Origin of the sequence: Paraburkholderia domus (genome assembly GCF_905220705.1) — a bacterium.
Lineage (GTDB): Bacteria > Pseudomonadota > Gammaproteobacteria > Burkholderiales > Burkholderiaceae > Paraburkholderia > Paraburkholderia domus.
In genome coordinates this window covers 1-15,250 of sequence record NZ_CAJNAT010000011.1, presented here as the reverse complement: position 1 = coordinate 15,250, position 15,250 = coordinate 1, and the positions used below count along the sequence as shown (strand labels likewise).

Genomic DNA, 15,250 nt, shown 5'->3' with positions numbered 1-15,250 from the left:
GCCCGTTACGTAACGTCGCCCGTAACGACTCCGTTCGATCAAGCGATCAAGGAGGGCGTTGCGCCGTATGGAAAAAGCCGCACGCACGCGAAAAATCAACGGGCGTTTTAAACAATCCGCGCCCACGGTTTTCGCTTTTGGGCACATGGTTTGCTCAACCCGAGACATCGATATTGCCTTTTCGCAAGCGCGCCCAACTGCGCGCTGCACGGCTGTCGTGACAGGCAGGTCCTGTCAAACCAAGCGGAGGTCATTGATATGTTGGGAACCATTCTTCTGATTGTGCTGATCCTTCTCCTCATCGGTGCATTTCCGACGTGGCCACATAGCCGTTCGTGGGGTTATGCGCCAACTGGCGGTATCGGCATCGTGGTGATCGTCGTGATCGTGCTGGTCGTCGCAGGCGTGATATAGCGAAATTGAAGTACTCGGGTCAGCAGTTCAAACCGAGCCGGCCGCCGGATATCGATGCAGTTCGCTGCATCGATATCCGGCGGTTTCGTTATGTCGACCGTCGATGCACTTCACGTTGTCATGCGGGAGAACGCAATGGAAAAGTTACTCGGACATCAGGCTGCTTTGATCGCAGGCGCCGGTTCCGACATCGGGTTTCTGGTCAGGCACACGGGATGCTGAGTCACCATCGTATTCAAACCTCAATACGAAAGGAGATCACATCATGCCTTATCTTCTCGGCTGGCTTCTTGGCGTCCCGCTGATCGTTCTGGTCATCCTGTACCTCATCTTCCACTAATCCTTCGCAACATAGGCAGTTCACCTGAAGGTCATTCCGCGTGAGGCCGCCTGTGCGAGCGGCCGCGCTTCCCGAGACGCTCGCACCCCGGGGCGTCGTCCTCCGCCGGTGAGCGCGAATCCGCGCTTTGGCGCCCATGCCTTTCCCCTTGCGCTGAACAAAACGGTGCGTAAAACTAGGCCTCTTAGTCCTCGCAAATGCCATATCTGCATACGCACGCACAGGCTGCGTACGAGCAAGGAGGGACCGATGGCAAACAACGAATACACACTTTCACATCAGGACGTGGTGAAGGCAGTGATCATTCATCAGAATATTCATGAGGGCTTCTGGACGTTGAACATCAATTTCAACGTCGCCGCTACTCATGGTCCGCAAGTGCCGGACCCCTGTCTCGCCGTGACGATCAAGGGCATCGGCATCATGCGGGCCTCGCCTGCCGATCCGCTCGCCATCGACGCCGCGCTTGTCAATCCGCCTGCGCCTGAACATGTCGAAGGCGCTGCGCAGATAGCGGTCGCCGTCAAAGGCACGCATGAAGGCGGCATGCAATTCTGTCGCGACGTCTATCGCAATGTCGCGGTACAAAGCGCGGTCAAAGCGCCGACCAAACCGGGTTGAACGCGACCTGTCATCTGTCTCTCAAGCGATGGGTTTCATCGGCAACGGCATGCCGTTGATTCTGGCGGTGGCCAGTTGAGTCGATCAGCGGACCGCCGCCATTACCGCGCCCATGCCGACCAGCAAACTGCCCATCAACCGATTGACCGCACGCAAGCGCTTCGGCCGTTGCAACACCGTCCGCAAGCGGTGCGAAAACACCGCCGTCGATGCCACGCCTAGCGCAAACACCAGCGCAAACGTCGCAGCCAGCAAGAGATACTGCTGATTCGCGGACCAGTGCACCTCATCCGAAGGCGCGCTAATGAACTGCGGGAAGAACGACGGGAAAAACAACAGCGTTTTCGGATTGAGCCCGGACGTAGCGAACCCACGCCAGAACAGACTGCGTTGTTGATCCGTGCCGGTGGCCGCCGCGAGGCTGCCGCTGCGCCATTGCTTGCAGCCGAGATACACGAGATAGATCGCACCGGCCCAGCGCAGGGCGATCAGTGCGCGCTCGTCGATCAGCAGCAGCGAGTTCAGGCAGAGCGCGGTGAACGCCAATTGCAATAGCACGGCGCAGGTGCCACCCCACACGCAAGGCAGCGCGGCGCGCCAGCCGGCGCTGAGCGCCTGACTCATCGTCAGTACATTGACCGGACCAGGGGAATAAACAAGTACGAGGGAAGCGAGGAGAAATGAAACGTACAGCTGGATCGACATCAGTGGGCCAGGTTACTGCTTCGCCAGTCGAGCGCGCCGCCGCCGCGCTCGAAGATCGTTCAAGGACGTCGTACGGACGGTCGGTGCTGGCAAGCATTCGGTTAGAAAAATGCGTCCATGCCCGGCGAGCGCGTCTTCCGGCGCGGGTGACGCCGGAATTCGCCCGCGTGCCACCTTCCTGTGAAGGCAGCGAGACACCGGATGGCAGCTTGTGGCAGCGCTTGACCGCAGGCCCGGAGCCCGCGGCCCGGACGGTTGTCCCGGGCATGAATGCACCCTGAAAATATACCCGGACGCAGGCTGGATATGCTTCCTAAAGCCATGCGCCTACCCGCCTATTGAAGGACGATCTTCCTTTAGAATGGCATTTGTCCGAACAAGCTTCCGAGAATGTCATGACCACCCGAAATCGCCCACTGGACAACCAGGATAGAAAGATCATGCGCGAGCTGCAGAAGAACGCGCGCCTGAGCAACGCCGAGCTCGCCGAACTGGTGGGCATGTCGACCACGGCGTGCTGGAATCGCACGCGTCAATTGGAGACCGAGGGGTACATCCGCGGCTACGTCGCCTTGCTCGATCAACAGAAGCTCGGTTTCGCCGACGTGGTGCTGCTCGAAGTCACACTCGATCGTCACGAAGATGATGCTCTCGCCCGCTTCGGCGCCGAGCTGGCAGCGCTAACTGAAGTGCTGGAGGCGTATCTGGTGTCGGGCGATTACGACTATCTGGTCAAAGTGGCGGTCGACGGAACGGCGGGCTACGAGCGGTTTCTGCGCGAGAAGCTCTACAAGATCGCCGGTATCCGTCACAGCCGCTCGATGTTTGCACTGCGGTGTATGAAGAGCATTCCGTCGGTGCAAATTTAGGGCGTTGGTGGCCTGGCGCGCGGTGCGCCAGCGCATCGTTGATGCCGGTTCAGACTCCGCGCAAAGGCTTCTGACAAGCCGCCAGCACCGCACCGGCCGCGAGCAGCAACGCGGAATAAACCAACCCGCGTGCGAGACCCGCGCCATCCGAAACCCAACCGATCACCATCGGCCCGACGATCTGTCCGAACGCGAACACGATCGTGAATGCGCTGATGCCCTTGGCCCAGTGACTCAGCGGCAAATTGTGGCGCACGAAAGCCGTGGTCGACGCGACGGCCGAAAGAAACGTCGCGCCGAACAGCACGCCGGAGACAAACGCCACCCACGGTTGCGTGAACAACGCGGGCAACAGCGTCGCCACCGCGAGCAAGGCGTTGAGTATCGCGAGCGCGTGGCCGCCGCGCATGCGGTCGAGCAGACTGGACCACAAGCGCGCCGAGACGACCGTCGCCACGCCGAGCAACAGATAGAAGCCCGTCACCACCGCCGCGCTCATGCCCGCATTGCGCAGCAGCGCGACGATGAACGTCATGTAGCCGATATAGCCGACGCCGAACAGTCCATAGCCTGCCAGCGCGAGACTGAAACGCGGCCAACGTGGCACGTCGGCGGCATTGGAAGCATGCGCGGTCGAAGGTCTGGCCGCATGTGCGCTTTCGATTTTCCTCGCGGCGCCGATGGCGATCACGGCGAACACGGCACACGCAAGCGCCAACGCGAACCACGCAAACTGCCAGCCATGCGCGACGTTGAAAATCGTCAGCGGCACCAGCACCGACGAAGCGACGATGCCCCAACCGGTGCCGCCGTAATACAAGCCGAGCACGAGCCCCGCATCGTGCGGTCTCGCGGACGCCAGCCGCGCCGCCAACACGCCACCGCTGATGAAAACCGCCGCGCTGCTCACGCCGGTAATGACGCGCAACGCGAGTAACGAATGCGTGTCGGCAAGCAAACCGCTGACGGCCATCAGAACCGCAGTGGCAACGCACCCGGCGCCGAACAACACACCAGCCGACCAGCGGCGCGCGAGTGGCGGAAAAGCCAGCGCACCCAGCAGATAGCCCAGGGCGTTAGCGGTATTCATTGCGCCCGCTTGAGCGAAGCTCCAGCCAAGGTCGAGTTTCATCGATGGCAACAGCAACGCGTAAGCGAAGCGCGCAAGACCCAGCGCGATCGCGCTGCCTAACGACAGGCCGATGGCCAGCATCAAGGTGGGCACGCGCTGCGCCGCTTCGGTGGACGTGGCCGTCGATGCGGCGTCGAGAGATTTTGTCGGCATTGGCTAGCGTCGGTAGACAAGGATGCGGCGGGCTTGCTGCGGCATGTCGCCATCATATCTGTGGGCGCCCTGTTCGGCTGACCGTTAGTTGCGGATCTGACGTCCGACGTTTGGCTGCAAGACCGCCTGGCCGCTTGTTGGCCCGCCGATCCGCAATGCGACACCCTGTCCAATTCATTTTCTAAATGCGAATGATTTGCATTTACTGGCTATTTAGCCCATCATGGCGCCCATACCATCAGCCGAACACCGAAATCATGATCACCCATGCGCTGGCCGGCGACGCGACGTGGCCCTCCTCCGATCAGACCGGCGCGACTCATTGGACTGTGTCCATCCAGGAGCATCGATGAACTTCCGCTCTCACTACAGCAGCCGTCCCGAACTGGTCGACGATCACGTCACGGATACCACGGACGCGCCTGACCGCACGGTCCTCAGCGCAGTGCGCACCTGGCTGCGGCCGGCTTGCGAAACGGCGCGCGGCGGCGTGCACTGGCGCGACATCCTGAGCGGCGTGGGCTTGCGGCAAGACGGCATCGAACATTTCGATCTGCTGATGCGTTCGCTGATGCGCGTGTCCTATCGTCCGCTCGACATGCGATGCCGCTGCGCCAGCGATCTCGGCAAGGACGAAGCCGTGATCCTGCAAACCATCGCGTTGCTGCAAAAAACGCACAGCGGCGCTGCATTGCGCATGCTGAGCGAATGGCTGCCGGGGCCGGCCGTCAGCGGCGTGTTGAAGCTGATCCGCTGGTTCGCCATCGATCTGCTCGATGCCGGTGTCGAACTCGACGTACAAGCGCGTCGCGTCACGTATATGCATTGAGGACCCGGGGGTATGTCATTGGAACTCGCTTATCTCGCTGCGTCGCGTGTGCGCGACAGCATCGACTCGCAGGCGACGAATCGCGCAAACACCTTGCAAGCCGATCAAGCCGCACACGCTGTTCGAACAGCACACGCTATCGTCAGCGCGGCCGCGCCGCAATTCGTCTCGCGTCCGCTAACGCGTCACTATCCGCGCAGCGTGGCCGTGCCACGCGCGGGTGAGTTGCATCTGTGGCGATTTCGCTGCGAATGGCTACCGGTGCCGGTACAGGAAGGCGATGTGTGGTTGTCGAAGGGTGAGCGCGAACGCGCACGGCTTCATCCAAATTCGGCGCTGCGCAAACGCTTTGTTAGCGCACGCGTAGTGACGCGCTGGCTCGTCGCGAATCTGTTCGACTGCGAGCCGCGTGCCGTCGATTTGCAGGACGACGGCAACGAGAAGCTGCGCGCGCGTCATCCGCACGACGGTCGCGGCATCACGATCGATATCGCATATGCCGGCATCTGGATCGTGATCGGCATTGCGTCGGCGACGCTCGGTTTGAGCGTCGTCGTACCCTCGCCGGGCGCCGCGCTCGACGAGACACCGGAAGACTCACGCCGACGCGCGCGTTACGGCAGCTTGTGCAATGCGTTGCGCTATGCACCCGTCGATGTCGATCTGGATCTGTTGTCGAGCGATGGCGTAGCCTGCGCGTTCGATCTCGCAGAGCATGGCCGCTGGCATGTGCTCGATTTGCCGATGTCGGGCAAGATTCGCGCGGCGGTTGCACTCGCGCAGCCGGTCACGCAGGTGCATGCCTTTGGATGGCCTAAGGCGTTGGTGTTTGGAGAGTCAAACGCCTAGCGTGGTGCTGCCGTCGACCACGCCACGCATGCGGAATAGCCGTCTGGCGCCGCAATCCAGCGCGCAGCAATCTCGCGCATGTCATCCGGAATCTCATTGCACAGCGTCACCTGCATGCTGTCGCGCGGCAGCACCGTCAGATGCTGCAGGCCGCGTGTGATGCCCACGCCTGTCGTTTTGACGAGCGCTTCTTTGGCGACCCATGCGTCGTAAAACGCAGCCAGCTGCTGCTCAACGTCAAGGCGCTCGATCCACGCCGCTTCGCTCGCATCGAGCGTCAACGTTACGATCGAACGCCAATCGAAGCTATCGTTGAGCCGTTCGATATCGACTCCGACACGCCGCTTTGACGACATCGCGATGAGCCCGTGCGAGCCTGCATGCGATACGTTGAAATCGAGCGAGTGGGAATCGGCCAGATGAGGGCGACGGTTTGCATCTAGCTTGAATCGAACGGCGTGTGCCGCCATGCCAAGATATCGCGCGAGTTGCCCGCGCAGCGCCGCGCGCACAGACGCGAAGCGAAGCACATCCTCGTGGCGCCGAAAGGTAGCGGCTCTCGCTCGTTCGTCGTCGCTTAGCGATGCAAAGGCGGCATCCTCCAACGACGCGTCGAAAGCGAAATCGACGCGCCACAACGAAACGTCGGACGGGCAGTCATGCGGTAACGCAAGAGGTTCGATCGAATACATCGCGAAGGTTCGGGCGTTAGACACGCGGTCGTAAGAGAATATGCGCGACTGTACCCGAATTGGCATCCTCCCCTATCTGACGGAAGGGGATTCCCGCGTCATGGAATGCAACGCAACATCATCTCAAAGGGACATGGGACCTACGCTTTCCACGTGGGCTGACATCGCAAGCCCGGCGGCCCGAACATTAAGCGCAGCGTCGATGTCGCGATCGTGGATTGACCTGTATTCCGGGCATCTCCATGTACAGACTTTCAACGACATGTCTTCCGATACGAGCTAGCAGACGGTCGTTATCTTCGCCAGCAGGCCAAGCCAGCACAACGCAATGAAGCGGTTGATCCCGTTCAACGGTTGAATGCTCATGACCTCTTCCTGAGTCGCAATTCTTCGGCCTTCATCGCCCGCTGATATGCTTCCATGCGCCGCCACGTATCGACAAAGCGCACCTGCGGGCGTTCACGGTTCCGGCTGATCCACCACGGCCTGCCCTGCTTCACGTACCAGCGCCACACCGCGGCTTCGCAGATTTCGTGTTCCGTATCGGGACATACCCCGTCAATGAAGTCGTCGAAGTGCAGCGCATGGGCAACACCGTCCTGCCAGTGACGCCACAGGTCATCCGCAATGAATCCCATCGTGAACCCCAGCAGGATCAGCGGGTACTGTATCCATGCCGGATCACCCAGGTCCTTTGCGGCAAACCATCCCACCACGTTCGTGTAGATGGCCGTTATGAACATGCCTGCCCAGGTGAACCTGATGAAAGGCGGAACCAGCAGAATGCGCATCCGCCGCAGATCTCGTGTGGGCATCATGAACCTTCGTGGCACACGCGCCAGACTTCTTCGGCAAGCATCCTGGACCGGAAGTACCTCTGCGCGAAAAATCCCGCAATACCGACCACCACGATGACAACGCCCGCGGTCTTCAGTCCGTTCCAGCTCACGCTGTCATCGAGTAGCAGCACGCCAAGCACGCTCATGCACACCAGGACAATCTCGGCACATGGAATGATGGAATACGCATAACTGTCCTTCCATGGCAGATTCACCGGCTGCGCTTCCCTGGCGACGAGACTGAACGCCACACCCTTTTCACCTGGTAACGCCACGAGTTGAGCGCCCTGTCCGAAGTGCGCCATCCTGGCGGCGAGCGCATACAGCAGCCACCGCGACACCGGAGCCTGGGGGCCGATTGCCGTGTCGAGCGCATGCGTGGAAACCTCCAGACCGCTTTCCCTAACGGCGCCCAGGGTTGCGTGCTGCGCGAGGCCCTTCAGACGGCTATGCCAGAAACTGCGGATGCGTTTCGTCTCGACCTGCTCCGCCCTGAGCAGCAGCGTCAGCGCATCCTCGGCCTGATCGGCTTCGGTCGCAATCCCGCGCAGCAGCCACGCCTGTGCCTTGAGCTTGCCCCGCTGGTTGTACATGAGCTGATGCGAGCCCAACAGCAGCGCTACGGCAAACTCCGAGCAGTCCTTCGGCACATCGGGGCCGCCATCATTCAGATGCCACGCCAGTACAAGCCGGTAATACGGATCGCTGTCGGCCGGGAACCACTTTTCCGCAAACTTCGGCTCCGTGATGGCCTTCATGCGGACAATGCGCGGCGCTCCGGGCAATTCCAGCTTCTTCCATACGGCGCGAACGATGTCGGACGATTCATCCCGGTCGCCCTGCATCATGAGCAGGAACGAATCGCTGCGCATGGCCCCAGCCAGCTTCGGCGCGAGCGGCACAAGCAGTTTTTCCAGCACGGCATGCAGCCGGGATTCAGCCCCCGTCTCATCCATGTCGAGCGCCATGACCTTGCCGGGATTCTGTGGCGGCGTACCGTCCAGGCCCAGCATGCGCTCGGCCAGTTCCGGTTCCGGCGTGAGCACCACGCTGTCCAGCACGGCGACGCCGCAGCGGCCTTGCTGCTGCCATGACCTTCGCTGCCGCCAGCGTTCCTGATTCACAACGGCTGTCTCGAAGGCGTAGAGTCCGTGGGCACTGTGATAAATGAATGCGCATATCGCCCCCCAGAAAACCGGCCCGATCAGCAGGACTCCCCGGAAAAATTCCATCGAATTCACCGATTTGCCCTTCGGCCACGTAGCTACGGTAAGCGCCAGCGCAACGCACTCCACGATGATGAACAGCACGAGATAGATCCAGACGGGCGGAGGCTCTCCCGCCTCCCGTTCATCTGGTATCGCCTGGTCCCAGCGAAAACTCATCCTTCCTCCGTGTCAGCTTCCGTACGTCCAGTCGCGCTGGGAGGCAATCAGCATCGGCGGCGGGCTGCAGCCACAGCGGCAGAAGTCGCCCTCCAGCGCAGGCAGCTTGCCGTCCAGGCCGTCGTCCTCGGCACGCGGGCCATTTGGGACAACGTGACCGATGGAGCCACAGGCGGGGCACTGCACGCGTGCCCCGATGTAACTCATGCCGCGATCGTCGGGGCCAACGTTCTCGATGCTGTCGAGCACGGTGCCGTTTGCTGTAGTGCGGTCCAACCGGAGAATGCAGGCGCGTTCGCTCATGTCATATCCCCAGCCATTCCCAATCGGCTCCGTCGTTTCTGACGGGCATGCTCTGTCCGTGACGCAGGGTAACGATGCCCGCGAGGTCGTAGCGATACGACCCGGCGGTGGAGAAACTGCCCGAGTGGACACGTGCAAGCCAGCGGCCACTACGTGGGCAAACGGTCCCTGCCTGGCAGACGTGTTCGGTGCCTTCAGTGATGTGGAACGACCACTGCTTGACGGGCGTTGGCGCGCTGCCCTCCCATACCCATTGCACCGGCCCGTTGAGTTCAGTGCCGCTGGCGGACGCCATCAGCATTTTTACGTTGTCCTTCGTAGCAACGTCACCGACCTTGAACGGCACGAGCTGCAGGCTGCGATAGGCACCGTTGTCTGCCAGCCGCACAGCACGGTACAGGCCGTCCTCGGCGAACGTCTCGCCAGGCGTCACCGGCCGCGAGGACATATCCTGGCGATGTGTTGCCTCCCACTGCTCGCGTTCCTCTGGTGTCGAGGGATAATCGCGGTCGAAGGTCACGCGTGTGGGGTTCTTGTAGTCCGAGTGGAAATCAACATAGAGCAGACTGGACTGGATTCCGGTGACTCCCATACTCATAAATGCACCGGCATATAAATCGTAGCTCCCTGCCGAGAATTTATCGATCTTGTTCGTTTTCATCTTCAAAACCACGGCACTATGCGGTGCAAGATTGACCTCGCCACCAGGAAACTGTGCCGGATCGACTAGAGTCTGCCCAGCCAGACCAAGGCCGAATTTTGCGGAGAAGCCGCTCTTCGTGTCACTTATACCCAAGCTGTCCTTACCCATTCTGGCGTCCCACTTATCGGGCGTCTTGAACCTGATCTGGTAGTCGCCGCCATTCGTGAATCTGACGGACACCAGAAAACCATCCTTTTCGCGATCAATCGATACCAGTGAAACGTCGAGTTTCACGATTTTCCGGCCATCCAGAATCCCTGAATTGGTAAGCTTGTCCACCAGATCGCCTATCTTGATCGCAACCGGGCGGCTGAAATCCGTCATATAACTGCTCCGCATCTCTTCGCCACACTTCGCAATGTAAAGATCAGGCAGCGTCACATCGCTTTTGGGGTCTTTCGGAGAACAGAGCAGTTCGGCCATCTGCCTGGCGGATTCCAGATTTTCACCGTTCAGCTTCAGCTCATATATCCCAACACCGCTGATATTCCTGTTTCCGTCAGAATCACCAATCTGTACCCGAAGCACATCCCCCGAAACGGATACTTCGTTGTTTCCATATTTATTGATGCTGCCATCTGCACCGCCATTTGTCGTGTAGCTAAATTGCATTGTCTGATTCTCCGGGTTCACAGCCTCAGCATGGACATTGCTCCCAAACGCGAAGCACAACAGGGCCGCTCGACCCAATAATTTGATCCAGGGGCTACGCGTCATAGCCGATCCTCCACAACTTGTTCGTCGCGAGCGAAAACTGGCGCCGCACATATTCAAGGTAATAAGGCTTGATGGTCGCGCGACCATTCTGCAACGGCAGGTTGACACCATAGCCCATCAGGTTTTTCTGCGAACGCCCTTGCCACTCCAGGGTTTCCGCCTTCGCATCGACCAGCGAAAAATCGATCTGCTCATCCTTGATATGGGATTCGTGAAGCCAACCATCCAGATCGAAATACTCATCGGGAAATTCGCGACAATGTGACCGATGGAGCAACAGGCGGGGCACTGCACGCGAGCCCCGATGTAAATCATTCCGCGTTCGTCGGGACCAACGTTCTCTATACCGTCAAGCACGGTGCCGTTTGCGGTAGTGCGGTCCAATCGGAGAATGCAGGCGCGCTCGCTCATGTCATACCCCCAGCCACTCCCAATCGGCTCCGTCGTTTCTGACGGGCATGCTCTGTCCGTGACGCAGGGTGACGATGCCCGCGAGGTCGTAGCGATACGACCCGGCGGTGGAGAAACTGCCCGAGTGGACACGTGCAAGCCAGCGGCCACTACGTGGGCAAACGGTCCCTGCCTGGCAGACCTGTTCGGTGCCTTCAGTGATGTCGAACGAGTATTGCTTGACGGGCGTTGGCGCGCTGCCCTCCCATACCCATTGCACCGGCCCATCAAACTCCGTACCGCTGGCGGACGCCATCAGCATTTTTACGTTGTCCCTCGTAGCAACGTCCCCGGCCTTGAATGGCACGAGCTGCAGGCTGCGATAGGCACCGCTGCCTGTCGTGCGCACCGCGCGATACAGACCGTCCTCGGCAAACTTCTCGCCAGGATTGACCGGGAAATACGACAAGCGAGTCCGCTGGTACGCTTCCCACTGCTCGCGCTCCTGCGGAGTCGAGGGGTAGTCGCGGTCGAAGGTCACGCGGGTCGGGTTCTTGTAGTCAGAATGGAAATCGACACGCACCAGACTCGATTGGGTCCCGATGACTTCCATGTTCATGAACACGCCAACATTGAGATCATAGCTACCCGCGACAAATTTACTGACGGATGTTGTTTTCATCTTAAAAGTCACCGAACTATGCGGCGCAAGAGTGACCTTTCCATCAGGAAACCCGACCGGATTTTCGAGCAGCTTACCCGCCAACCCAAGACCAAATTTAGAATCATGTGATCCAGTTTGGTAGCCGTTTACACCCAAGATATCCATATCCTTGCCAATCCTGGTATCCCACTTATCAGGCGTCCTGAACTTGATCGGGTGGTCTCCGCTATTGATAAACCTGACGGACACCAGAAATCCATTCTTGGCACGCTCAATTGAAACAAGTGAAACATCGAGTTTCACAAGCTTTCGCCCTTCCTGAATCCCCGCATTTGTTAACGAGTCCACCAGATCAGCAATTTTGCTTGCGACATCGCGACTAAAGTCTCTTATGTAACTGCTTCTCATCTCCCCACCACATTTCGCTGTGTAAAGATCAGGGATCGGCACGTCGCTTGCCGGGTCCTTTGGAGAGCACAGCAATTCCGCAAGTTTCCTGGCATCTTCCAGATTCTGGTTTATCAGTTTTAACTCATATATACCGACACCATTGATATTTCGATCCAATGAGGAGTCACCAATTTGAACGCGTAAAGTATCACCCAGAACTGATATTGCATTGTTCCCATATTTATTGATACTGCCATCCGCAGCCCCATTTGTCGTGTAGCTAAATCGCATCGATCGATTCTCCGCGTTTACAGTCTCAGCGTGTGCGTTGCTTCCAAGCACAAACAAGGCGAGGGCCGCATGCCAAAAATGCCTGATCCATGAATTACGAATCATAGCCAACCCTCCACAATTTTTTTGTCGCAAGCGAAAACTGACGCCGCACATATTCCCGGTAATATGGCTTGATAGTCGCGCGACCATTCTGCAACGGCAGGTTGGCACCATAGCCCATCAGGTTTTTCTGCGAACGCCCTTGCCACACCAGGGTTTCCGCCTTCGCATCGACCAGTGAAAAATCGATCTGCTCATCCTTGATATAGGATTCGTGAAGCCAGCCACCCTGATCGAAATATTCATCGGGAAAATTGAAATAATGGCCGCACTCATGCGCTTCGACATTCGCCATTGGATAATCATGTATGTCCCCCTTGTCATCCAGCCATTTCTGCCCCTCCCCCCATGACGACGTATCCGCCCGAAGAACAAATGGAAACAGGTGATTCGAAACATGCGGAGTAAATCCAGCGTGCTGGGAGGCAATCAGCATCGGCGGCGGGTTGCAGCCACAGCGACAGAAGTCGCCCTCCAGCGCAGGCAGCTTGCCGTCCATGGCGTCATCCTCGGCACGCAGACCATTCGCGACAATGTGACCGATGGAGCCACAGGCGGGGCACTGCACGCGTGCTCCGATGTAACTCATTCCGCGTTCGTCGGGACCAACGTTCTCTATACCGTCAAGCACGGTGCCGGTCGCCGTAGCACGGTCCAACCGGAGAATGCAGGCGCGCTCGCTCATGTCATACCCCCAGCCACTCCCAATCGGCTCCGTCGTTTCTGACGGGCATGCCCTGTCCGTGACGCAGGGTAACGATGCCCGCGAGGTCGTAGCGATACGACCCGGCGGTGGAGAAACTGCCCGAGTGGGCACATGCAAGCCAGCGGCCACTACGTGGGCAAACGGTTCCTGCCTTGCAGAAGTGTTCGGTGCCTTCAGTGATGTCGAATGACCACTGCTTGACGGGCGTTGGCGCGCTGCCCTCCCATACCCATTGCACCGGCCCGTTGAGTTCAGTGCCGCTGGCGGACGCCATCAGCATTTTTACGTTGTCCCTCGTAGCAACGTCACCGACCTTGAACGGCACAAGCTGCAGGCTGCGATAGGCACCGTTGTCTGCCAGCCGCACAGCACGGTACAGGCCTCCCTCGGCGAACGTCTCACCAGGATTGATCGGCTGGAACGACATGCTGGCGCGGTGCGTCGCCTCCCACTGCTCGCGCTCCTGCGGCGTCGAAGGATAGTCTCGGTCGAATGTCACGCGGGTCGGATTCTTGTAGTCCGAATGGAAATCGACGCGCACAAGACTCGACTGGATTCCAATGACCTCCATGTTCATGAATGCACCAGCATTTAAATCGTATTCGCCAGCGGCAAATTTTTCGATGGATTTAGTCCTTAACTTGAACACTACGGAGCTGTGTGCCGCAAGATTTATCTCCCCATCAGGAAATTGTGCTGAGTCGACAAGAGGCTGGCCGGCTAGCGCAAGGGCGAATTTATCTTTCCGCGAATTAACCTGCGAACCATTTACACCCAAAATATCCATATACTTGCCAACTCTAGCATCCCACTTATCGGGTGTCTTAAACTTGATCGGGTGGTCTCCGCTATTGACAAATCTGACGGAAACCAGGAATCCATCCTTGGCACGCTCAATTGAAACAAGTGAAACATCAAGTTTTACAAGCTTCCGTCCATCCTGAACCGCCGCATTTGTTAACGAATCCATCAGCAGGAGGATTTGTCGCCCAATGGTACGGCTAAAATCTCTCGCGAAGCTGCTTCTCATCCCATCATTACATTTTGCGACATAAAGATCGTAGGTTGGCCAATCACTTTTTGGGTCTTTCTGAGAACACAGCAACTGAGCAAACTTCCTGGCCGACTCCAGGTTTTCGCCTTGCAACTTCAATTCATATATCCCAACACCGCTGATATTCCTGTTTCCGTCAGAATCACCAATCTGTACCCGAAGCACATCCCCCGAAACGGATACTTCGTTGTTTCCATATTTATTGATGCTGCCATCTGCACCGCCATTTGTCGTGTAGCTAAATTGCATTGTCTGATTCTCCGGGTTCACAGCCTCAGCATGGACATTGCTCCCAAGCGCGAAGCACAACAGGGCCGCTCGACCCAATAATTTGATCCAGGGGCTACGCGTCATAGCCGATCCTCCACAACTTGTTCGTCGCAAGTGAAAACTGACGCCGCACATATTCCAGGTAATATGGCTTGATAGTCGCGCGACCATTCTGCAACGGCAGGTTGGCGCCATAGCCCATCAGGTTTTTCTGCGAACGCCCTTGCCACATCAGGGTTTCCGCCTTCGCATCGACCAGCGAAAAATCGATCTGCTCATCCTTGATATAGGCTTCGTGAAGCCAGCCACCCTGATCGAAATATTCATCGGGAAAATTGAAATAATGGCCGCACTCATGCGCTTCGACATTCGCCATTGGATAATCATGTACGTCCCCCTGGTCATCCTGCCATTTCTGCCCATCCCCCCATGACGACGTATCCGCCCGCAGAACAAATGGAAACAGGTGATTCGAAACATGCGGAGTAAATCCAGCGTGCTGGGAGGCAATCAGCATCGGCGGCGGGTTGCAGCCACAGCGACAGAAGTCGCCCTCCAGCGCAAGCAGCTTGCCGTCCATGGCGTCATCCTCGGCACGCAGACCATTCGCGACAATGTGACCGATGGAGCCACAGGCGGGGCACTGCACGCGTGCTCCGATGTAACTCATTCCGCGTTCGTCGGGACCAACGTTCTCGATGCTGTCGAGCACGGTGCCGTTTGAGATTGACCCGGTTCAACGGACAGATTTGCAGTTGGGTTTAGTGTGATGTTGAACCTCCCGGGAGTGTTGAGTCGCGGGTTGTCCATGGCCGGGCGGCGGGTCGCCTGT

The 15,250-nt window shown here is 58.5% G+C and carries 17 protein-coding genes; 5 read left to right on the top strand and 12 right to left on the bottom strand.

Going from position 1 to position 15,250, the window contains the following annotated elements; genetic code table 11:
• The first annotated feature begins 258 nt into the window (after nt 1-258).
• Together KHO31_RS19780 and KHO31_RS19775 are read left to right on the top strand one after the other, a co-directional pair.
• Complete coding sequence (locus tag KHO31_RS19780) at nt 259-414, top strand: DUF3309 family protein (RefSeq protein WP_201073954.1); 156 nt, start codon at nt 259-261, stop codon at nt 412-414.
• 589 nt (nt 415-1,003) lie between these two features.
• The gene (locus tag KHO31_RS19775; RefSeq protein ID WP_201073953.1) at nt 1,004-1,375 is read left to right on the top strand and encodes a hypothetical protein; all 372 of its coding nucleotides are present in this window, start codon (nt 1,004-1,006) and stop codon (nt 1,373-1,375) included.
• A gap of 84 nt (nt 1,376-1,459) precedes the next feature.
• Here KHO31_RS19775 and KHO31_RS19770 read toward each other — a convergent pair whose 3' ends face one another.
• The gene (locus KHO31_RS19770; RefSeq protein WP_201140327.1) at nt 1,460-2,080 is read right to left on the bottom strand and encodes a LysE family translocator; all 621 of its coding nucleotides are present in this window, start codon (nt 2,078-2,080) and stop codon (nt 1,460-1,462) included.
• Nucleotides 2,081-2,475: 395 nt separating this feature from the next.
• Here KHO31_RS19770 and KHO31_RS19765 point away from each other — a divergent pair, with 395 nt between their 5' ends.
• Entirely contained in the window at nt 2,476-2,949 is a 474-nt protein-coding gene (locus tag KHO31_RS19765; RefSeq protein ID WP_201073950.1) for an Lrp/AsnC family transcriptional regulator, read from the top strand.
• A 49-nt stretch (nt 2,950-2,998) separates the two neighbouring features.
• Here the strand turns inward: KHO31_RS19765 and KHO31_RS19760 are convergent, their stop codons facing one another.
• Entirely contained in the window at nt 2,999-4,234 is a 1,236-nt protein-coding gene (locus KHO31_RS19760; protein WP_201084904.1) for a YbfB/YjiJ family MFS transporter, read from the bottom strand.
• 349 nt (nt 4,235-4,583) lie between these two features.
• Here KHO31_RS19760 and KHO31_RS19755 point away from each other — a divergent pair, with 349 nt between their 5' ends.
• Together KHO31_RS19755 and KHO31_RS19750 are read left to right on the top strand one after the other, a co-directional pair.
• Entirely contained in the window at nt 4,584-5,063 is a 480-nt protein-coding gene (locus tag KHO31_RS19755) for a hypothetical protein (RefSeq protein ID WP_201073947.1), read from the top strand.
• 12 nt (nt 5,064-5,075) lie between these two features.
• Nucleotides 5,076-5,912, top strand: a complete 837-nt coding sequence (locus KHO31_RS19750; RefSeq protein WP_201140329.1) for a 4'-phosphopantetheinyl transferase family protein — start codon at nt 5,076-5,078, stop codon at nt 5,910-5,912.
• On the opposite strand, the gene KHO31_RS19745 is transcribed toward KHO31_RS19750, so the two are convergent.
• The 10 genes from KHO31_RS19745 to KHO31_RS19700 form a co-directional block, all read right to left on the bottom strand.
• Entirely contained in the window at nt 5,909-6,604 is a 696-nt protein-coding gene (locus KHO31_RS19745) for a 4'-phosphopantetheinyl transferase family protein (RefSeq protein ID WP_201140331.1), read from the bottom strand. The two genes, KHO31_RS19750 and KHO31_RS19745, sit on opposite strands and share 4 nt — an antisense overlap.
• 362 nt (nt 6,605-6,966) lie before the next feature.
• Entirely contained in the window at nt 6,967-7,395 is a 429-nt protein-coding gene (locus tag KHO31_RS19740; RefSeq protein ID WP_201140333.1) for a hypothetical protein, read from the bottom strand.
• 23 nt (nt 7,396-7,418) lie between these two features.
• Nucleotides 7,419-8,828 (bottom strand): hypothetical protein, encoded by a 1,410-nt coding sequence (locus KHO31_RS19735; protein WP_201140335.1) that lies wholly within the window; start codon nt 8,826-8,828, stop codon nt 7,419-7,421.
• 12 nt (nt 8,829-8,840) lie between these two features.
• Nucleotides 8,841-9,131 (bottom strand): PAAR domain-containing protein, encoded by a 291-nt coding sequence (locus KHO31_RS19730; protein ID WP_201140337.1) that lies wholly within the window; start codon nt 9,129-9,131, stop codon nt 8,841-8,843.
• 1 nt (nt 9,132) lies between these two features.
• The gene (locus KHO31_RS19725; protein ID WP_236071345.1) at nt 9,133-10,446 is read right to left on the bottom strand and encodes a hypothetical protein; all 1,314 of its coding nucleotides are present in this window, start codon (nt 10,444-10,446) and stop codon (nt 9,133-9,135) included.
• Nucleotides 10,447-10,540: 94 nt separating this feature from the next.
• Nucleotides 10,541-10,828 (bottom strand): hypothetical protein, encoded by a 288-nt coding sequence (locus KHO31_RS19720; protein WP_236071343.1) that lies wholly within the window; start codon nt 10,826-10,828, stop codon nt 10,541-10,543.
• Nucleotides 10,829-10,963: 135 nt separating this feature from the next.
• Complete coding sequence (locus KHO31_RS19715; protein WP_236071341.1) at nt 10,964-12,286, bottom strand: hypothetical protein; 1,323 nt, start codon at nt 12,284-12,286, stop codon at nt 10,964-10,966.
• Nucleotides 12,287-12,380: 94 nt separating this feature from the next.
• The gene (locus tag KHO31_RS39355; protein WP_236071339.1) at nt 12,381-13,073 is read right to left on the bottom strand and encodes a PAAR domain-containing protein; all 693 of its coding nucleotides are present in this window, start codon (nt 13,071-13,073) and stop codon (nt 12,381-12,383) included.
• Between the two features lies 1 nt (nt 13,074).
• A complete protein-coding gene (locus tag KHO31_RS19705) occupies nt 13,075-14,397 on the bottom strand; it encodes a hypothetical protein (protein WP_236071338.1) in 1,323 nt (440 codons plus the stop codon).
• Between the two features lie 94 nt (nt 14,398-14,491).
• A complete protein-coding gene (locus KHO31_RS19700; protein WP_236071336.1) occupies nt 14,492-15,130 on the bottom strand; it encodes a PAAR domain-containing protein in 639 nt (212 codons plus the stop codon).
• Nucleotides 15,131-15,250: the final 120 nt, after the last annotated feature.